Origin of the sequence: Asticcacaulis sp. SL142, assembly GCF_026625745.1 — a bacterium.
Lineage (GTDB): Bacteria > Pseudomonadota > Alphaproteobacteria > Caulobacterales > Caulobacteraceae > Asticcacaulis.
The window spans coordinates 1,666,163-1,685,792 of sequence record NZ_CP113061.1 but is presented as its reverse complement, the minus strand read 5'-3'; the positions used below and the strand labels follow the sequence as shown (position 1 = coordinate 1,685,792).

The following is a 19,630-nucleotide window of genomic DNA, read 5'->3' as shown; positions in this document are numbered from 1 at the left end:
TTTCAGACGATGAGGTGTTGCGCATTCTGGCCGTAGTTATGGGCGAAACCCTGATGGCCGGGAGCGCCGTGGTTGAGGCCGTGGGTAATCACCTGGCGGTCGATATGCGCACGGTCTGGGCACCTGATGATGTGTTTTTCAATCTGATCCGTGACCGTCAGGTGGTCAGTGCCCTGTTGCGCGAGGTCGGTGGAAAACGGGTGGCCGATGGCAATGTGACGGAGAAAATCAAAACTCAGAAGGGGATCATAATTGACTTTCTGACCGGCGCTAATCACCGTAAAAAGGTCGAACACTGGGTACCGAAATGGCTCGGCTTCCCCGCCGCGACCTATACGGAACGCCGATTCACCACACTGGAAAAATGGCAGTCAGTATCGGCCCTTATTCGCTAACCGGCACCGCCAGTCGCAACTGATCCGCCGCCGCCAGATATCGCTGTCGCCGCCGAATAGCGGCCAGGTTCCATATTTTTACATCCGGAGACGGCGCGGGATCGATCCAAAGTTCGCGGTTTGAGGTGGCCCCCTTGCCGGACGCGATCTCGGAATATAACCGCTATCTCCCGAACAAGATCGTCATATTGGACCCGAGCCTTGAAACCATAAGGCTTGGAGGCCGCTTCAAAACACGTGATCCGGCCGAATTTCTGGCCTCTCTGAGTACGGGCTTCGGTATCCACGTTTCAAAGGATGACAGCGGCGTCGTCTTCCTATCAAAGTAGTTAGAGAGGATTTAGAGCGCGCAGACCGAGCGGGCCTGTCCTCGGCCAGAGGTCAGAAGACAGGGCGAATTATGGATCTGCATGCCGACGCCGCCAAGGCGATTGCCGACGGGAATTTTGACCGCGCGATGGACCTCCTGGCCCCACTTGTGCGCGCGGAGCCGTTGAACCATCGGGCTTGGGCACTGCTTGCGACCTTGGAAACTCTTCTGGACGATCCGGAGTCCGCCGGGGTCTGTCAATCCAATGCGCTGGACGCTCTGCAGGACGAGATCGAAGCTGCGGAAAGGCTTGTCGCGGACTGGAAGAGCGAGATGGCCATCGAAGCACTGGCAGGCTTGTGGCCCTACGTCCGGCAATATCGGCAATGGAACGGACGGATCGAAGTTCCGTTCTGGGAGGTCTTTGGTGACGCGCTCGTACAGCAGCAGCAGTCAGTGCGTGCGGAAATCTGTTTTGGGCTGGCCCTGAAGTTGCGCCGGCGTCTGATGCCATCGGACCTGACTGGTCTTGGGGGTATCTTTCAACGGTTGTGGGCCACAGCGTTCCAGCAAAACCTGCATGGCCGGGCGCGACGCAGGATACGGACAGCCATCCGGCTGTTTCGTTCCGGTCAGGCCTCTCGTCAAACTCTCGGCAACGCCTATGGTTCCCTCGCGACGCTTGAATCGGAAATGGCCAATCGCGACGAGGCCAACCGCGCCTTTTCGGCGGCGCTTGAATGTTTTGGGGGAGAAGGCACAGCGGAGCTCAAGGCTTATCTTCTCGCCAAACGGGCTACCCTCTATCTCCGTGAGAGGGACTACGGTCGAGCCCGTTCAGATTTTGAAGCGGCTTTGGAAATTGCCCGCCCGCTCGGCGGCCAAGTACTGTTCGATGTGGCCGTGGATGCGGCATCTTATGATCACCAGATCGGCGAATTCCTGAAAGATGAAGAGCATTTACGCGCTGCGCTTGCCCGCGTGGACGAGGCAGAAAGCACCGGCCTTGTCTCACCGAAATCGTACGCAACCCGCGGCGTCATCCTTCGTGCTCTCAAGCAGTTTGAGCCTGCGCGGCGCCATTTTCTGGCAGCTCTGGCAGGATATCGCAGTTTTGAAGAGCCCGATCTCCTCTCACAGGCGCATGTTGCCTGGAACCTGGGCGGTGCCATAGCGGGGATGGGGCATCACCGTCGTGCATTGCGCCTCATAAAATGGGCCCGTCCCCGCCTGCTGGCATTCTACGGGGCCGATCACCCGTCGTTGCTCAACCAACAAGTTACCGAGGCCGCCCTGCTCCATCGCATGGGGGACACCGCTGGCGCCCGCTCACATCTTCGACACGTCCTGGAAATGGAACGCCTTGTTCTGAAACGCGTCGTGCGCAAGGATATTCCGTTGGAACTGGTAGCGCACCAGCGTCTCAGCGTGGAGGCTTTCCAGGCCTATGCCGGTCTGACGCTCGCCGCGCTTGGCGAATGCGGCGCCGGCGACATACTGGATGCCGCGCTGTTGACCTCGGGTGCCGCAAGGTATGCTTTTGCGGCTGCGTCGCGCGAAGACCCGCAGGAGCAACCGCCTTCGGACGCCCTGGACTTGCCGGTCGGTATCTGTCTGGCCGTCTTTCTGCGCATTTTTACGCCGGTCGCACCCCGTGACCCTAGTGCATGGTCGACCGAATGGGAGGGCGCACGCGTCATATGTGTTCTCCACCACAAGTCCGTCGGTACGCGATTGCTTGCATTGGGTGATGCCGGTCGTTTCAATCGTCAGATGGAGACTTGGGGCCGAAATATTTTGAGCGGCAAAGCCGTGTCGGCGCCGCGTGGGCTGACGTCAGCCTTCCAGAAGATCAGGTCGCTATGCGGGAACGCCAGACTTATCACGATGCAATGCGGACTACCGGCGGGTATTCCGTTCATTTTGTGCGATCCGGATTTTCCGGCTGCCGACATCGAAGGCAACTGGGGCAGCGTCACCACGGCCAAATCGCATACGCCCGGACCGGCACTACTTGTTGCGAGCGGTGATTTCATCAGGGGCAGTGCTGGAAAAATTGCAGGCTCAGCACACATCCTGCAGGAGCTCGGGCGAGCACGCGGACCTGATGCCGTTGAACTCTATGACGGAGACGCGACTCCCGATCATATTATCTCCGCTCTTTCGCGCCGCCCGAAAAGGGTTCACATAATTGCTCATGGCGATGTAGCGCCAGGTTCGACGATCGACGCCTTCAGCGGCGCTGCTCTGCTTTTTCCGAATAACAACCAGAATAAACGGCTAACCGCACGTCACGTTGCGACACTTGATCTCCGAGGCGTGGACCTGGTGATCTTGTCGGCTTGTTCGACAGGTACTGGGCAGGTCCTGGAGGGCGAGGGCGCCGCCAGCCTGGCGAGTGGCTTTCTTCAGGCCGGTGTCCAGGCCGTCATAGCCAGCCTGTGGCCCGTCGGGAACGCGGAAACCTCAACCTTTATGGCGCAGTTCTACCAGGTTCTGGATGACTTTCCGACAGCTGAGGCGCTTCATATCACGCAGATGCGGATGCGAAAGAGCGGGCTCCCCGTTAGGGACTGGGCCGGCTGGCGCTTATATGCGCGCAATCTTTCCGCCGCAGTGCAGGCTCTGGGTTAAGACAGCAAAGTCTATATCCCAAGGGGTTGCAAACGCCGAATCGCTGATGCATCTTCTGGCTGTAGCGCCGCTCCAATGCCACTGAGTTGATATTCCTCGCGGACGCGACATAAATAGCGGCGGCCAAGGGAGGCAATCATGCAACTGGTGTTCGTACATGGCGTGGCAACGCGATCAAATCCTAACTACTTAAGGGAAGAACGTCAGCGAGATATGTTCTTCAAGGAGGCTGCGTTCGCCGGCAGCCCCGTGATGATACAAAATCCAAAGTGGGGCGATCTGGTCGGTGAGCCCTACTGGAAGAATGACAGCATGCCGAAATATGGAAATCCGGCGACGCCTTTCAGCCTGGGGCAGGCGCTGGGTTTATCCGGTGCGGCAGCAGAAGGAGGCGTCGCGCCTTCGAAAGCTCTGCCCGATCTCGCCAAGGTCAGTCTGGAAGCCGCGGTCGATGCCCTTGTTGTCAATATGGTCGACAAGGCAGTGCAGGCAGATCGCGATCTCACGGCCGACGAGCTGCAGTTTTTCGTGGATACGACCAGATATCTGAGCACGTCCCCGGACACATCCTGGATTAACAGCCAGATGACGGACGAAAGCTTCACACTTGCCCTCCAGAAGAAGGTTCAGTCCAACGGGTCGTCGGCTTTCGGAGTAGGCGTTGTGTCGTTTCTGAAGGATGCTGTCAGTGGCGTTACAAATCGGGCACGCAATCTCGTCGGTGTAGGACTGACGGCTGCCTTTAGGGACGACCTCAATCCCTTGGTGGGCGAATTTCTCGGTGATGTCTTTGCTTATCTCAAAGATGATTCCAAACGCAAGGATATTAGGGATTGCGTTCGGAAAGCTCTGCTGAAGGCTCATGCCGACAAGCAGGCGGGTGAACCTGTCGTCGTCGTGGGCCACAGCATGGGAGGGGTAATCCTGATCGATATGCTCTCCGATCCGGCTGAAGCCGAGCTTCTTGCCGACAAAATCGATCTGCTCGTTACGGTAGGGTCTCAGCCGGGATTCTTCGAAGAGCACAAGCTGTTCGTGGTGAGTGACAGGGCTATTGGGAAGCCGGATCGTGCCGCGTTCCCTGCCGGCATCAAAGACTGGTGGAATGTCTATGATCCGGTCGACATCCTCTCGTTCCGCTGCGATTCTATCTTTGCCGGTGTGGAGGATTTTCAGTTCAGTTCCGCCGTGGGCCTGCTGGATGCTCATACGGCATATTTCAAGCGGCCCAAGTTTTTCGAGCGGCTTCGCAAGCGGGCCAAAGGTCTGGGCATCATTGCATGACGATTGTCTTCGAGCGCCAGCTGGACGGAGAGGAAGGCACCCATGCACTGGTGATCGGTGTCGGAAGTTATCCGCACCTGGCTCTTCCGGGCCTTGATCCGCCCGATCTTGAAAGCGCTGTCCGCGGGGCGATCGCGTTCGCTGATTGTCTGATCCGACACGCGGACGCGCTGACGCCGCGACTGGCAACACTCGATCTGTTGCTGAGCCCGCCGGGCGGCGTGCCGGCAACATACCTTCCCCCCGACGGATCGCTAACGGCCGCAGGTGCGGTCGATCCTCGCCCCGACGCATCGGTCGAGGGGGCTGCCGAAGATAATGTTGAAGAGGCGGGATTGCGCTGGTCGACACACCTCCAGGCCACACCCGACAATGTCGCTGTCTTCTATATTTGCGGGCATGGTGTCGCGACGCCAAGCCGCATGATGGTTTTCCTGTCAGACGTTAAGAGCAAGGCAAGCCGGCCCTGGAACCCGCATGTCGATGTCTTGGTGGAAGCCGCCCGGCTTCACCGCCGATCCTCGGTGGCATTGGGGTGCTTTTTCATCGACGCTTGCCAGGAAGTCATCAAAGAGGTGGATCTGGCGGAAGCTGATAAACAGAAGATAATTCGCGATCCGGTCGAAATCCTGCCGCCCGGTCCGGACGATGAAAACACCAATGTCTACGCTCTGGTGCCAGGTCCGCGTGGCGCTCTCGCGTGGGATGACGAACACAAGGTAGGCGGTAGGTTTACGCAGGTTCTGGTGCAGGCGCTCGACGGAGCGGCTGCCTGTAACTTCACCGGTGTCGGCAACTGGGGCGTCAAGCTCGACGATCTGCATTCAAGAATGAAGCTCCTTTACGGACTCAACCCGCTTTGGGCCGACGGGAAGCCATTCAACCCACAGCCGGTCTACACGCCCGTTGCTCGCGGGCCGCTTGTGCAGTTTTCCTCGTCACCGAAGGTACCGGTCTGCATCAGGTTTTCGCCTGCCGACATACTGACGTCGGCTATTTCCCTTAATTTTGTCGCATCGACGATACCGCCGGATCCGCAGATATTTGCACTGACCATAGACGATCATTCAGGAAGCGCATCAGTCAGTGGGTGGAAGGATGGTATCTTCATCGCGTGGCCCAAGGCTTCGTTCGGGTCGCACCGTATGCGTCTGTCATGGAGGGTGCTTGAAGATGGGGTTTCTGCGTCCTCCGGACAAACCTGGCGTAATCCCGACCGCGAAACCGCAGTCGATATCTCCGAAATGCGCGTAACTCCCGTTGTTGTGCACGATGTGAGCTGAATCATGAGAAAAATCAGAATCGAATCTCCAGCTGCCAACGGTGTCGTCAGCTTTCACGTGGTTTCCAACCGGACCGGCAAAAGCCTGGTTTCGCCGGACCTTTTGACGCCGGACATTGGACTGTGCACGGTGGACATTCCGGACGACGACGATGTAAGCGTCGTATGGCGCCGCCTGGGTAATGCGACGGAGGTCCGGCAGGTGGAACCTGGCGCAGGTCATGTCGTGCTGGGCGACGATGTGAAGGCCGGTCCTGTCATTGCAGCGATTGAGACCCTGCCGTTCACAGCCGTCGACTCGCCGCTGACATTCCATACAGAAGGTCCCTTTGCTGAAAGATCGGTTGAGCGGGCAGAGCTGGCGACGCGCCGGGTGTTCCAAGGCCGGCGACTGCCCGGTGCGCAGGGCGTTGACGATATTATCGGCTTTAGCCCGGGCATCAGGGTGCTGGAATCGGCTGGCCCGACGGCCACGGCTACCGCAAAGCGATTGATGGCCAGGTCCACGGCTCGCAAAGCCACTCGGGAGTCGAAGCCGGAGCTGAACGTAAGCAACCTTGAAAAATCTCTGAACCGCTTTTCACGCAAAGAGCAAAAGCGGTCAGCGTCTGTCAGGAGCAGCGCTGTAGAAGCCAGGTTCATCCCCTCAAAGGAGGGAAAGGCCCTTGGGATGATGTTCATCCACGACGTACCGGAAGGACCTCTATCCGTTGGTGTGGCTTCCGATACCAGTCCTTTTAAGTATGGCGGGTGGAAGCCTTACCATGGTGAGTGGCCGATCCATGTACACCAGAATTTCGGGCGGCTTACATTTGAGATACCACCAGCTGGGAGAGGCCCCCAGCCGGTAGACTTCGAAGCGGGTGCAAAGGTCAGGTTTACGGTCGCGGCCATCAACCGCAAATCTACCCGGTTTCTGGTGCCCTTATATTCGGGGGGCACTCGTGTCACTTTGACGGGCGAAGGGCTTTCCAATTACGAGGTTCACTTTGACGTTGAACCGTCAGACTCGCGCCTGCGCGTTGTCATACAGTCCTTGGTGGTAGCAAATGAGCGCGACGTTCTGGCAGTTTCTGAATCGGTGAAGAAGACCGCGAATGAACTGCTACCCTCTGTGCGCGACGGTAGTCTTTATGACCCCTGGGCGGCGATCGTTCTCGGGCTCGCCATCCGTCGTCATAAATGGGATGTCGACTGCAGCTGGTGCCAGCCGCTGGCCGCGAGATTTCCCTGGATTCCTGATGCTCTTGTTTTGACCGGCTGGTGGTTCTCCACGAAAGCTGGAGGCAGAAATTTAAGCCGCACGGTTGAGCTTTTAAGCCAGGCAAGGCGATTGGGCGCTGTTTATTTCGCCGAATCAAACTCAATCCTGCGCGATCTTCTGGTCTGGCTGTCGTCTGATGGAACGACCAAAGCTATGCGCGCTCTGGCAAAACGCGAACTTGGGCTCTGGCGTTCCAAGGTTCCGTTCCAGAGCTGGAGCGGTGCCACATTCGCGTGGGTTGTCGAGCGGAGTAATCTGAAGGGTGAGATCGACCCGAAAAATGATCTTGTTCTCTACAAAGGACAAATCGGCGATCTCATCGGCTCGACCGATCCGAACAAAGGACGGTTCGGTGGCCGTTCCGAAGCCAATGGCCGTCGCGTGAAGGCACTTATATTCCCGACCGATGACAGAGAGTGGTACGAGGTCGAAGTATTAGTCGAAAGTCTGGATGGCACTGCATCTATGACTGGCAATGTGGAATTTCATCTGCACCCGACCTATCCAAGCCGGATCATCGAGGTACAGGCCGAGCAGGGAAAAGCCAGGCTCAAGGTACCTGCCTGGGGGGCCTTTACAGTCGGAGTGGTCGCTGATGAGGGAAAAACGAGGCTCGAACTCGATTTGTCGACAGCACAAGGAGCTACGACGGGCTTCACGGCAAGATAGTTGACCTTGATGACCGTTATTTTCCCCCAAAGCCGAAACCCATAGGTGTTGCATATAGTAGTGCGCTGGTCGGACACGCAAGCCCGCCCGACCAGTAAGTACTATCAATTCTCCGACGATCCGGCACCCGTTGCGACGGGCGGAGCCTGAATTATCGCTTCTTCGCCACCGTTATTCCTCTTCGTCGCGTGAGGACAACATCGCATAAGACCGCTCGTTTTTGAAACCGAAAGCCGGGAACGGGTACGAAGTAATCAACGCCGGGCATTTGGATATCTTCCCGCGGGTCAGCGGCAGAAAGCGCAGGTCGAATCAAGGCGCAGCGCCGCCGCCCCCCCCTGAGACGACCGGCTGCTTATCTGTGCATGGCTACAAAGGCTGATGCTCTTCGAGGCTATTTCGCGTCGGCGATTTTCTGATCGTAGGCAATAATCAGGTCTGCCATTTTTTGACCGTTCGTGAATTCCAGTTCGGTAGAATGGCCAAAAAACTCCGACGTCCCCGTCGCCGTTTGCTGGGCCTTTCCCAGCAGATCATCTAAAATGAAATAGGCCGGATCGACGACCAGGCCTTTTGAGTTGATCACCGTCGAATCCAGATGGCCGACAAAAAATCCACAGAGACGCCGGCCGGCGGCCTGCATGATAGCCGACCATTCCCTGTAGGCACTGCGAATTGTCAGGAGCGAGGTGTTTGCCTGTTCGTCAGGACCAGTCTCAGGGAAATAGGCGAACCTTCCGGCTTTCAGGTAGCCGAAGGTCTCGCGCAGGAGGGCTTTCCAACCACGCCGGAATTCTTCCTTCTCTTCGCCTCCCAGTAACCCGTTTCCTGAAAGGGCGTTAATGCCTGTCGAAATACCGCCAAAAAGTGTCCGGTTCACCAGGAAATACCACTGAGGCTCCTCATAGACGTCCACGATGGCTCTTCGCAGTTTCCATTCGACGGGATCGAACCGTATGTCGCTCGGAGGCTCTACGAGAAACGATAGTATAACCGAGACGCCGACAAATCTCGCCAGAACGCGGGGGTGAGTGGAGCTCACGTGCTGCCCTCGATTCCGCCAGTCAATAATCTCCGGGAGCTGGAACAGCATGATCGGAACGATTGTTGCGAAAAGGATGGGCGCGAGTGAGTGCATAATCACGTTGCACCTCTGGCCGCGGCCGAGATCATCTTCGTCAAGCCGGTATCCCCCGAAAATGTCCAGGGCCATAGACAGCGTCGCATAGCTGTCGGCTAAAAGCTCTGCGGTATAGCTTACAAGCGGCACGGAGGATCCGTAGTTGATTTCTTCTTCGGTAAACCGCTGAAGCGGAACCTGCTCCGAGATTATATTCGCCGCAAGTGTTGAGAAATAGCCCAGATGCCCGCAGATCAGGTGTCCCAGTTCGTGGCGCACAATCCATTCCAGCGAATATTCGACGTTCTTAGCCCAGACATCTTCCTGATCTTCTGTGGATGTGGAGACGAAGCGGCAGAAGTAACTTAAATAGTATGGTACCCCGAGGAAATTTTCCAGGTCTTTGGAAAACTGCGTCCGGCTCCATCTGACGGATTGACCTCCCCCCGTGAGGCTTACTCCCAACACAGATGCCATAATATCAATTTGTAACAATAACCCCGTGGAAACAGATATCTGAGCCGAGCCTCCGTTCGGAGACGGAGAAATCTCAGCGACGAATTTGTAAAGATTGTCGACGATTTTCAGCTCGCAGGCTGAAGATACCGGCAGCGAATTCCCGGAAATATCGCATCTGGACGCCACAACGCGGCTCCAGGTCGCCTCCAACTGGCGGACCATATTGGGCGCGATCTGAGTTTTCAGAAACTCAGAGTTCAAAACTACACCTGATGGCTGATCCTGGGCAGCACCATCAATCTCCAGTTCTTCAAAATGTGCTCTGTACGACCTGAACCGTTCAGTGCAGATGGCGAAGCCCTGCTTAATTTCATCAAACCTTACCGCCGTCATCCAAGCCTCCAGGCCGCGACAAGCCTCCGGGACGATAGGCAAACTATAGATGCCCGTACATCAAAATACAACTTCAAGGGGGTGCGGTCTTGATGCTCAGCTGACGCTTGTCCAGTTCACCGATTTTACATTCGCCGGTGGGCGACACCCAGGGCTGGATCCGGCGCAGAGCAAAAAAATACGACCGCACATGCGGTTTTTCACATGACCCGCGTCCTCCCCACGACGTCGCACAAGCGACAGTTTTGTGAAGGGGAATGAGATGGGGTTCAGAGTTTCCGGTAAGCATTGGTTGCGTAGTGGTTCGGTCGCGGCGATCGCCCTGACCATAGATCTCGTCTGCGCGCCTTTGACGTCGACATCCTCGTCCTCTGACGTCGGGAGCCCGTGGGCGATTTCAACGATCGCCGACAAGCCGAGATTGGCGTCCAGGAAGCGCGTATGTCCGAGGGGCGCGCGGAAGAGTTCGTGGCGCCAGATCAGGGTCTGGGCATCCAGCCAGATGGTGTTCATCAGGCGCATGCGCGTCATCCCGAAGGCTTCCGCCTGTTTGAAGAGGCGCTCCCCGAGTTCCACGCCGCGCTCAAAATCCGCTTCACTATAGCGAAAGCCGGCGCCCGTAGCACCCGTCAGGATAATAGGCGGCTCCGTCTCGTCTTCCAGAGGAAAGGTGGCGGCAACGCGAAAGGCCAGCTCCGCCAGGGCGTACAGCAGACCAGTCGATATCCCTGTCCAGTGCACGCCGTCCCGGTAGGCGGAAAAGGCATTGGTATTGTAGAACTGGTAGACGACGCACTCGAAATCGAAGTTCATGTCCTGAGCGAAGCCGCCAGCCAGTAGACACCGGCGATCCGTCGCGCGGAATCCGCGTCCTGCAAACGCAGGCTCGTGCTCGCCAGCGGATCGACAACCGCACCAGCCTCGGGGAACAGATCCGCAAACACTGACGCAATTTCTGCTTGCGTGTGGCCCTTCCACATTCGAAGCTCCCTTCCACCCGTTGACCTGATCACCCTGCATGGGAGAGTAAGCCTGCCGCCTCGTCAAGACAATCTGAAAGTGGAAGCCCGGGTGTTCTGGGCTGGTGACGCTGATGTAGTGTCGCTTGGCGGCCTGATCGAACCAGACGCCTTGAGCGGCTTTCAGCGACAGCTTCACAACCTGGTCCTAGAAGCCTATCAGCGGCAAATGCGCCGTTGCGCGGACGAACCGTTCGCCGACCAACTTGACGACCTCTCTCTCCTCTTCCTCCGCAGCGCCAGCCCCAACGCTTTCGCCATCGAAAAAGACGGACGGCGCGCCGTCGCGATCTGTCTCGGTCTGTTCGACGCCCTTTGGGGTGCCTTTGCCATGGCCCTGTCGGATTCCGACTTCATGCCAGGCTATTTTGACAGCGAGGCCCCGTCCTCCGCCGGCGCCATGAACCGTCAGGGTCTGCGCGATCCGGCCTGGGCGGACATCGCGCTGCCGGGCTGGCCGGAGGACAGATTGGCGGCGCTCAACGACCTGTTCTACCGCGCCGTGGACTTTCTGGTTTGCCATGAGTTGGCCCACCACGCCCGGCGGCACATTCCGTACCTTCAGGACACGCTGGGCATTGGCAGGGTGGACGAGTGCCTCAACGCGACCGCCGGCACCAACAGCGACGACGCCTATCGCCTGATCGAATTCGACGCCGACCATCATGGCCTCGACCTACTCGTCGTGGGCATGATCGACGATACGGAAAGACCGTGGGACCTGGACCGGTCCCAGACCCAGTGTTTTCAGTCGGCGGTCGCAATTCTGACGGTGTTCCTGCTGTTCGACCTCGATCATGCCTCGGTCGACCTGCAATATGGCAGCTCACACCCCGCGCCGGTGCATCGGGCCATGCGCCTGTCAGCGGCGCTGACCTCAACCTTTGCCCGCCTGTTTGCGTGGACGGACGAAGACCGGATCGATTGGCACGACCTCGCGTGGATCACAGTCGGCGAAATTGCGCGAATTCTTGAACTGCCCGAAGGGCGATGGCGAGGCGAGTTCACCCAGGGCATGGCCTTGGCGCGCTTTTGCAAGGAAGAACGGGCCCTGCTGAAGTTTGCACGCAGGTTCGATCGGTTGCCCTAATGATCGGCCTATGGCTTTGAGACGAAAAGCCGGCACTCCCCCCACCGCCAGTCGCCAGATCGCTCAATATCCAGCAGTTCATCAACCAGTTCTTCTTCGCGATGCGGAGAGAGCGTAAGGGAATCGTCCCTGCCATTGACGAAAGGCGGCACCGCATCGTCCAACTCGATGACAATTATTCTGTGGGGCCCGGCAATTGTTGTGGGCCAGTATTTGATGACCGGGCCTGGAACGTGTTGGAGGTCATTGAGCACCTTCCCATCGTAGTCGATACCCGGCGCCAGCCAGAACCACCCGCCGGTGGTCGCGAACCCAAGGACTACAAGGCTCCGTCCCTTTTTGGCTTTGACCTCAAGACGGAATTTATCGCCAAGCTTCAGTTGTAGTTCGTCCCCGACGGGCTGGTGTCCCTGTTCGATCATGCCGAGGGATGCGAGTCGCTTCTTCGGTTCAACCTTCAGGACGGGAAGGCGGTCGATCAGGACTTCGGAAATGCTTTCGATCGGCAGGGCAGCCAGCCTGCGGCGAAACTGCCGTGCCGAACCATCCGTCCAGAGCTTATAGGCCTCATCCGGGTGGATGCGTCCATGGGTGACTTCTGTCACCAGACGGGCCAGCTTTTCGATATGTTCGGGACTGACCATGTGCGGCCGGCGGCTCTTTTCCAGGTCGTCCTTCATCCACGAAGTGACGACCGAGCGGCCGATCCCCACCACCTTTTCCAGATCCGCGGCCTTGCAAACCCTACCGTCGGGAAAGGCGCTCGCAGGTTGAGCATTATAGGCTTCGTAAAGCGACGCCAATTTCCGTCCCAAATCCTTGCAGTGCTTGGTTGTTCTCAGTGCCATCACGTCCCCCATCGCTGAATTTTGTTCGCCGATACCTCACCTGATCAGCGGGTTTTTTGGGTTCATTGAAAGGGTCCACTTCAACTGAAGGAGACACCTCGATGATCCGCAAGACCGACATCGATACTATTCGCATCAGCGAACAAGAAAGCCTGCAAATCCTTGTCAATGCAAGCGGTTTGACCTATCCCGCCACCGGTTCTTACGAGCCCTTTCTCGACGGCGCGCGTGGCGCGATGGGCACCGCCTACGGCCCCAAAACGCTGGCTGACATCCGCGCCATGTCGGGCTGCGGCAGCGGCGTCTTGGTCATCGAAGGCCTGCCCTTCGACGCATCGGTGACCCGTGGTCTCGCCGACCCGGAAGTCGCCCTGGCCAACAAGCCCAGTGACCTCAGCGAGGTCATCCTTGCCGGTACGGTGAAACTTATCGGCGAGCCCTACGCGATCCTTCAGGAAGGTCGTGGCCTCATCTCGCACCTGTCGCCCAAACGTTCGCATCTGATGACCAATACCGGTCTCGGCGCGATCCTGGAGCTTGCCGAGCATATCGAAAACTCGGCGGCCCGCCTGTTGCCGGGCGACCGGTCTCCGGACGGCCTCGCCCTGATCAGCGTGGCCAAAGAGCGCGACACCTCGCCGGGTACGATCATCGCCGACGGCCGCCTGGCCCTGGCGTCCCGCCCTGAGAAGTCCCAGGCCATCCTGCGGGATCCCGAGCGGTTTTCGATCCGCTTTCCGGAGCGCTGGCGCAAGGACGGCTTCCCCGAGTTGCTGCCGACCGCCATCGTCTATGGCTATGGCGACGACATGACCTTCGTGGCCTCGCTCTATGGCGACATGACGGTGGGCAACGACGCGGAGGCTCAGGCCGAACTCGATGCCTTCGCCCAAGCCCTGCATGCGGTGTCCGTCGACCTCTATCTTGAGCCTGGCCGCCTGGCCTTGATTTCAAACAGGGCCGTTTTTCACGGCAGGCGCGGCTTTACCCCCGCCTTCGACGCGGACGGTCTCCCCTACCGCTTCCTGCAGCGCCTGTTCTGGACCTCCAGTGTGGACCGGTTCGGCGATTGGCCGCGTATCCGGGGGCGCCTGATCCACCCTCGCCCATAAGGCGGGCACGACCACTGACAAATGAGAGCCCTGGCGCCAAGCGCTAGGGCTCTTCCGTGTCCAGCTCCTCATTCCCAGAACCGGTTCCCGATACGGACGAAGGCCGCTCTGCGTCGACGTGCGCAACCTGTGGGCGGGCCCCGACCGGCCAAAACCATCGCGGTCAGGCTATTTTCCCCGCCGCGGGACCGCGGCTCCTCGCGCCGCTATCGCTTCAAAATAGCCCTGCGCTCCGGTCCTTCGCTGCGCTTTGGCCCTGCGGGTTTGGCCGGGCGCGGCCGCCCATGGGGTTCGCCTGTCGTCGAAGATCGGCTTCGACGACTATCGCAAAAGGAACCCTGAAATGTCTGCCATCGGTTATGTTACCCGCAATGCTGAAACCGGCCTCTATAAGGGCCAGATCAGAACCCTTTCCATCCGCACCGACATCGAAATTGTCCCCAATCGCGGCAAATCCTCACCCGAACATCCTGACTTCAGGGTCTTCGCCGGGGCCGTCGAACTGGGGGCGGGCTGGATCAGAACGGGCGAACGCTCCGGCAAGGACTATGTCTCGCTGGCCATCGCGGCCCCTGAATTTGGTCCGCGTCGCCTCTATGTCAATCTCGGTCGCGCCGCTGATCAGGATGATGATGAGGTCTTTGCTCTGATCTGGAACCCGGTCGACTGACCGCTATCTCCAGCCCCCGCATCATCACCGGTGCGGGGGTGTTTTGCGGATTAAATCTCGCCGGAGGTGCCCTCATTCCGTTTGGGGGGACGAAAACGGCAGGGGCGATTTTCGAGCGTCCCGAAGTGCGATCTTTCCCGACATCCTCCCCGTCAGAGCGCCTGTGTGGGCGCCTGAACGCTAAAGCTGAAAAAGGAGGTTATTTATGGAAGATCATGTCGAGCGTGCCGAACGTGCGCGCAAGGGAAGTCCGTTTTTAAACACCGCCCAGGCCGCGCATTATATCGGTCTGTCCCACCGAACCCTGGAAAAAATGCGCACTCACGGCACCGGGCCGCGGTTTCGCAAACATGGCCGCTATGTCCGTTACCACATTAAGGACCTCGACGACTGGTCTCGCGGAGAAGGCCGGATATCCACCTCGGAGACTGTAAAACAGGATCAATCCCGATGATCCGCTGGCAACCCGATCCGGTCCACCCCCTGACGAAAAATGCGATCCGCAGGGTGGTTATACTGGCCCTGGCAAGCCTCGGACTGACTGCGCTTGCACTGGGGGCGACCTCCCGGTTCCGGCCTGTCATTGTCTATAATGCCAGTGCCAGCGTGCCCCTCGGCTACTACCGGGTCCTGCCTGTGGGAAAGCTTACCGTCACGGACCTCGTCTTGCTCCATACGCCCGAATCTGTCCGGGATCTCGCCGATCGGCGGGGCTATCTGCCCCGGTCCGTTCCCATGATTAAGTCCGTGGCGGCTCTGGAAGGCGATGAGGTATGCGCGGTAGGGAATGAGCTATTCATCAATGGTCACCTCGTGGCCAGACGCCGGACCTACGATCATCACAACCGGTCTATGCCCCGGTGGGAGGGGTGTCAGGTTGTGGCGGATGATGAGGTCTTTGTCCTCAATGGCGGTGTCAGGGACTCGTTTGACGGGCGTTATTTCGGCATCGTCAAAACTTCACTCATCATCGGCAGGCTGGCCCCATTATGACCCGCTGGCCTCTGATGGTGATTGCCGCCAGTCTGACAATGACGGGCGTTTCGTCTCAGGCAGACCCCGTTCGTCAGGGGCCGTGGCACGACTCATTTCATACGGAACGCCTTAAGCCGTGGGCGGGCTACATTAGTGTCGCCTCTCAACGTTTTGGTATTCCGACAACCTGGATAGAGGCCGTCATCATGGCCGAAAGTGCGGGCCTGACCACTCTGAACGGACGCCCCATAACCTCATCGGCGGGGGCCATGGGCCTGATGCAACTGATGCCGGATACCTATGAAGACATGCGCATATCTCATGCCCTGGGGGCTGATCCTCATGACCCGCAGGATAATATTTTAGCGGGGACCGCCTATCTTCGGGCCATGTATGACCGGTTCGGCTATCCCGGATTATTTGCTGCCTATAATGCCGGACCGCAGCGGTATGAACGCAGTTTTCGGGGGGAGCCCCTGCCGAAAGAGACGCAAATCTATCTCACAAAACTCACCCGCAATCCGGCGCAGATAGCGTCAGGACCAGAGATTTTTGTGCGATTAAACCGTGACAATCCGGACGTAAAACCTCAGCAAAATGCCGGGCTTTTTGTCCCGTTACGCGCAGACGGAACCCAGGAAAAGTAATCCGAAATGTGGATATTTGATGGGGAGGGGCGAAGGCAAGATGAAACAGTGGTGCCATCTCCCTGCGGTCGGCCCTTAAGTCTTTGTCTGCACATCGTTTTTGAGTGTAGCGGCATAGCACTATAACACGGCTATGTAGTGCCAATGCAGGCTTTTTGTCTCTTAAGCTATTGAGTTTATTGAATTTAGCATGGTGCCTGGCCGCACGCTGCTGGGCGCCATGAGGCTTTGGATAACGGGAGGGCTTTCATGACGTCTGACGATGACTTTGAGCCGCACCTCGGCCGGATCAGGTCGGTCGGGAAGGGCAGGGCGGGCACGTTCCTGAATCGGGTGCTGGCGGCCACAAACCTCGCGCGCGGCGGGGCCGCTCAAAGCCCGCCCGGCCGCAAATCCCGCTTTGACGGGAGCCGGATCGGCCGGGGGTCCGGTGTGGGGCGGGTGCTGTCGGTGCGTGACGGCTATTCCGCCCTGCGCCAGCGCCGCGTCATTATCAAATCCCGCATCGTCAAACTGGCCGGTAAGGGCCTGTCGGCGGCCCGGGCGCATCTGCGTTATATTCAGCGGGACGGCGTGACCCGTGACGGGGCGCCGGGTCAGCTTTATACGGCTGGCCTCGAAAGGTGCGATGACAGGGCCTTTCTGGATCGCGCCGGGGACGGGGGCGACCGTCATCAGTTCAGGTTCATCGTCTCGCCGGAAGATGGCCATCAGTATGATGATCTTAAGCCGTTTGTCCGACGCCTGATGACGCAGATGGAAGAGGATATTGATACGAGACTGGATTGGGTCGCGGTCGATCACTATAACACCGGTCACCCCCACAGCCACATCATTGTGCGGGGCCGCGACGATGTGGGTAAAGACCTTATCATCGCCCGTGAATATATCACCACCGGCCTGCGTGAGCGGGCGGCGGAAATTGTCCGGATGGATTTTGGCCCGCGATCCGATTTTGAAATCGAGGCGACCCTGAAACAGGAAGTGGATCAGGAACGCTTCACCAGCCTTGACCGCACCCTCATTCGTGACCGTGACAAGAGCGGCGTGGTGGCCGCTGTCGACCGGGACGCCTTGCGCCAGTCGCTCAGGGCGGGGCGCCTGCAGAAACTTAAGCGGCTTGGCCTGGCCGAAGATATCGGCGCGGGGCGGTGGCAACTGGCCCCGGACCTTGAACCGATCTTACGCCGGATGGGCGAACGCGGCGATATTATCAAAACCCTTCACCGGGATATGGCCGCTCAGGGCCGGCCCTGGCCTGATCTGGTTATTCACCAGCCTGACACGGAGTCCCCGTCACCGGAACCGATCGTCGGTCAGCTTATCCGGCGCGGCCTGTCCGATGAACTTAAGGATCGCCATTATATGATCATCGATGGTGTTGACGGCCGGCTTCACTATGTCGATATCGGTCAGGGTGAAAGGACGCAGGCCCTGCCGGTTCAGGCGATTGTCAGACTAAGCCCAAATCAGCCGGACATCAGACAGGCTGACCTGATCATCGCTGAGGTCGCGGCCGCCAGTGGCGGATACTATGATGTCGAGGCTCATCTCCGGCATGATCCGTTGGCAAGGGAGAACTTCGTTGAGACCCACTATCGCCGTCTGGAGGCCATCCGCCGCAGCACTGGCGGCCCTGACCGTGACGCCGACGGGCGGTTCAGGATCGACGCTGATTACCTGAACCAGGCTCTGAGCTATGAGCAAAAACAGGCGCGGTCTGCGCCGGTGAGGGTTGAGCTCTTATCAGCCCTGCCACCTGACAGGTTGATCACGATTCAGGCGGCCACCTGGCTCGATCATGAGCTTGTCGCTGAGGTCCCGAAATCTGTTATTGATGCAGGATTCGGCAAGGCGGTAAGGGCGGCACTTAATCAGAGACGGCAATGGCTGATCGGGGAGGGGCTGGCGCGCGAGGCCGGGGAAGCTCAGACGGTGTTTAAGACCAACCTGATCGAAACCCTGAAGCGCTGTGACCTGCGTCTGGCGGCGGGACAGTTGTCAGAGGATCTGGGGCTGAATTTTGTGGAGATGCGGGCCGGACAGCGCATAGACGGGACTTTGCGCGACAGTCTGGATCTCGTGAGCGGGAAGATGGCGGTTGTAGAACTGACTTCCGGCCCTCACCTAAAAGCCCGTGACTTTACGCTTGTGCCCTGGCGGCCGGTCCTTGAGAACCATATCGGTAAACCCATATCCGGAATTGTGCGCGAGGGCGGCATCAACTGGACGATTGGCCGGCAGAGAGGGCTGGGCATAGAGTGACGGTGTCAGAACAAAGACCCCTGTGATGATATGGCAGGAGTATTTAAGGTGTCATGGGCGTCAAGGTGGGCGCCGTCCTTGCGCCGGCCTTTGGCAACGATGGTCAGGCTGCCATCGGGAAGGGGACGCTGCAAGGCCTTCGCCTCGTCCCAGGGCGCGCGCATCCACATATCCCGCTCGTCTTCCGTAGTCAGGATCACCGGCATAGCCTTGTCATGGACAGCCCCAATTTCAGCATTGGCGCTTGTGGTCAGAAAGCCATAGAGGTCGTTGGTCGTTACCCCTTCTGAGACCTTCCGGATCGAGGTATGGGCCGGTGTCCAGATGCCCGCGAAAAAGAGCAGAGGGCGGTCGGAGCCGCCGGCAAACCAGTGGATGACATTGCTGCCTGAAACCTGATCCGGTTCGGAGAATGAGGTAAAGGGGACAAGACAGCGGCCATTGATGTCATTCAGCCATTTCGACCAGTAGGGCTTGTCGGTGTTGCGGATATTACTGACGCCGGAGTCGTAGTTTTTGCCTTGCAATGTATAGGGCGGCGAGGGCATGCCCCAGCGGCACATGGCCAGTTCACGCCCTTCAGCGGTATTCCTGACAATAGGGCCAAAGCCATTGGCGCCTACGAATTCGAGCACGGGGAGGTTGCCGACCGAACTCTTCAGCACCCTGGCAAGGGCGCGGATAGCCTCAGCATTACTGGTCATCGAATATAGATTACACATTGGATGTGCTCCCCGTGTTTTTTAGATGAAGACCTGAATACACAGACTTGCCAAGGGTTTTCGACAGTGACGAGTCACCTTAGAGCCGCGCACAGGCTGACAGAGGTGCGGGCATGGCGTTAAATACAGACGGACTGAAGGCCTATCAGGCGGCACTAGCGACTCTAACCGAAAAGATGGGTGACTTACCCCCGCCGATCGTCAAGGGCCGGGCGGCCGCCTTGGGCACCCTGACCTCAATGCGGCGGCGGATCGATCTGCTGGTCGCCGCGTCCGAACATCGCCCGCTCACCGATAATGATCACAGAGGTGTGTCGCTGGACGTAAGTTCGATCCGGTGGCTGCGTGACACCGACTGGGTCTGGCAGGATTTCGCGGGCGTTGAATTTGAGCTCGGCTTCGGGCCGTTAGCGTATCAGGCCGCACTGGACGCGCTGTTGCAGGATCTGATGAAGGCTACCGGCTAAAGCGC

General features: G+C 58.6%; 18 protein-coding genes. 13 read left to right on the top strand and 5 right to left on the bottom strand.

The features are described from left to right. Positions 1–14: 14 nt before the first annotated feature. The 5 genes from OVA03_RS07740 to OVA03_RS07720 all read left to right on the top strand — a co-directional run bounded on the left by OVA03_RS07740 (position 15) and on the right by OVA03_RS07720 (position 7,838). Complete coding sequence (locus OVA03_RS07740; protein WP_267527547.1) at positions 15–395, top strand: hypothetical protein; 381 nt, start codon at positions 15–17, stop codon at positions 393–395. A gap of 400 nt (positions 396–795) precedes the next feature. After that, complete coding sequence (locus OVA03_RS07735) at positions 796–3,339, top strand: CHAT domain-containing tetratricopeptide repeat protein (RefSeq protein WP_267527546.1); 2,544 nt, start codon at positions 796–798, stop codon at positions 3,337–3,339. Between the two features lie 138 nt (positions 3,340–3,477). Then, positions 3,478–4,623 (top strand): hypothetical protein, encoded by a 1,146-nt coding sequence (locus tag OVA03_RS07730; protein ID WP_267527545.1) that lies wholly within the window; start codon positions 3,478–3,480, stop codon positions 4,621–4,623. Then, positions 4,620–5,906 carry a caspase family protein gene (locus tag OVA03_RS07725; RefSeq protein WP_267527544.1) on the top strand — a complete coding sequence of 429 codons (1,287 nt, stop codon included), beginning with the start codon at positions 4,620–4,622 and terminating at the stop codon, positions 5,904–5,906. Before OVA03_RS07730 ends, OVA03_RS07725 begins: the two co-directional genes overlap by 4 nt. Before the next feature lie 3 nt (positions 5,907–5,909). Then, entirely contained in the window at positions 5,910–7,838 is a 1,929-nt protein-coding gene (locus tag OVA03_RS07720; protein ID WP_267527543.1) for a pYEATS domain-containing protein, read from the top strand. A gap of 394 nt (positions 7,839–8,232) precedes the next feature. Here OVA03_RS07720 and OVA03_RS07715 read toward each other — a convergent pair whose 3' ends face one another. The 3 genes from OVA03_RS07715 to OVA03_RS07705 form a co-directional block, all read right to left on the bottom strand. Continuing rightward, entirely contained in the window at positions 8,233–9,810 is a 1,578-nt protein-coding gene (locus tag OVA03_RS07715) for a hypothetical protein (RefSeq protein ID WP_267527542.1), read from the bottom strand. Positions 9,811–9,906: 96 nt separating this feature from the next. Further along, complete coding sequence (locus tag OVA03_RS07710) at positions 9,907–10,623, bottom strand: hypothetical protein (RefSeq protein WP_267527541.1); 717 nt, start codon at positions 10,621–10,623, stop codon at positions 9,907–9,909. Then, positions 10,620–10,790, bottom strand: coding sequence for a hypothetical protein (locus OVA03_RS07705; RefSeq protein WP_267527540.1), 171 nt, complete (start codon positions 10,788–10,790; stop codon positions 10,620–10,622). The genes OVA03_RS07710 and OVA03_RS07705 overlap by 4 nt, the downstream gene beginning before the upstream one ends. A 79-nt stretch (positions 10,791–10,869) precedes the next feature. Between OVA03_RS07705 and OVA03_RS07700 the strand changes: the two genes are divergently transcribed. After that, positions 10,870–11,919 carry a hypothetical protein gene (locus tag OVA03_RS07700; RefSeq protein WP_267527539.1) on the top strand — a complete coding sequence of 350 codons (1,050 nt, stop codon included), beginning with the start codon at positions 10,870–10,872 and terminating at the stop codon, positions 11,917–11,919. A gap of 8 nt (positions 11,920–11,927) precedes the next feature. Here OVA03_RS07700 and OVA03_RS07695 read toward each other — a convergent pair whose 3' ends face one another. Further along, on the bottom strand, positions 11,928–12,767 hold the full coding sequence (locus tag OVA03_RS07695; RefSeq protein ID WP_267527538.1) for a hypothetical protein: 840 nt from the start codon (positions 12,765–12,767) through the stop codon (positions 11,928–11,930). Between the two features lie 101 nt (positions 12,768–12,868). On the opposite strand from OVA03_RS07695, the gene OVA03_RS07690 reads away from it, so the two are divergent. From OVA03_RS07690 to rlxS, 6 genes are all read left to right on the top strand, one after another. Then, the gene (locus tag OVA03_RS07690; protein ID WP_267527537.1) at positions 12,869–13,879 is read left to right on the top strand and encodes a TauD/TfdA family dioxygenase; all 1,011 of its coding nucleotides are present in this window, start codon (positions 12,869–12,871) and stop codon (positions 13,877–13,879) included. A 343-nt stretch (positions 13,880–14,222) separates the two neighbouring features. Next, on the top strand, positions 14,223–14,549 hold the full coding sequence (locus OVA03_RS07685; RefSeq protein ID WP_267527536.1) for a DUF736 domain-containing protein: 327 nt from the start codon (positions 14,223–14,225) through the stop codon (positions 14,547–14,549). Between the two features lie 205 nt (positions 14,550–14,754). Next, on the top strand, positions 14,755–15,003 hold the full coding sequence (locus tag OVA03_RS07680) for a helix-turn-helix transcriptional regulator (RefSeq protein ID WP_267527535.1): 249 nt from the start codon (positions 14,755–14,757) through the stop codon (positions 15,001–15,003). Further along, positions 15,000–15,542 carry a S26 family signal peptidase gene (locus OVA03_RS07675; protein WP_267527534.1) on the top strand — a complete coding sequence of 181 codons (543 nt, stop codon included), beginning with the start codon at positions 15,000–15,002 and terminating at the stop codon, positions 15,540–15,542. Before OVA03_RS07680 ends, OVA03_RS07675 begins: the two co-directional genes overlap by 4 nt. Next, positions 15,539–16,171: a lytic transglycosylase domain-containing protein gene (locus tag OVA03_RS07670; protein WP_267527533.1), complete on the top strand. Its 633-nt coding sequence runs from the start codon at positions 15,539–15,541 to the stop codon at positions 16,169–16,171. Before OVA03_RS07675 ends, OVA03_RS07670 begins: the two co-directional genes overlap by 4 nt. 249 nt (positions 16,172–16,420) lie before the next feature. Further along, complete coding sequence (gene rlxS / locus OVA03_RS07665; protein WP_267527532.1) at positions 16,421–18,436, top strand: relaxase/mobilization nuclease RlxS; 2,016 nt, start codon at positions 16,421–16,423, stop codon at positions 18,434–18,436. 5 nt (positions 18,437–18,441) lie between these two features. Here the strand turns inward: rlxS and OVA03_RS07660 are convergent, their stop codons facing one another. Continuing rightward, positions 18,442–19,158 (bottom strand): SOS response-associated peptidase, encoded by a 717-nt coding sequence (locus tag OVA03_RS07660; RefSeq protein WP_267527531.1) that lies wholly within the window; start codon positions 19,156–19,158, stop codon positions 18,442–18,444. Positions 19,159–19,271: 113 nt separating this feature from the next. Between OVA03_RS07660 and OVA03_RS07655 the strand changes: the two genes are divergently transcribed. Continuing rightward, positions 19,272–19,625, top strand: coding sequence for a hypothetical protein (locus tag OVA03_RS07655; protein ID WP_267527530.1), 354 nt, complete (start codon positions 19,272–19,274; stop codon positions 19,623–19,625). The last annotated feature ends 5 nt before the right edge of the window (positions 19,626–19,630 follow it).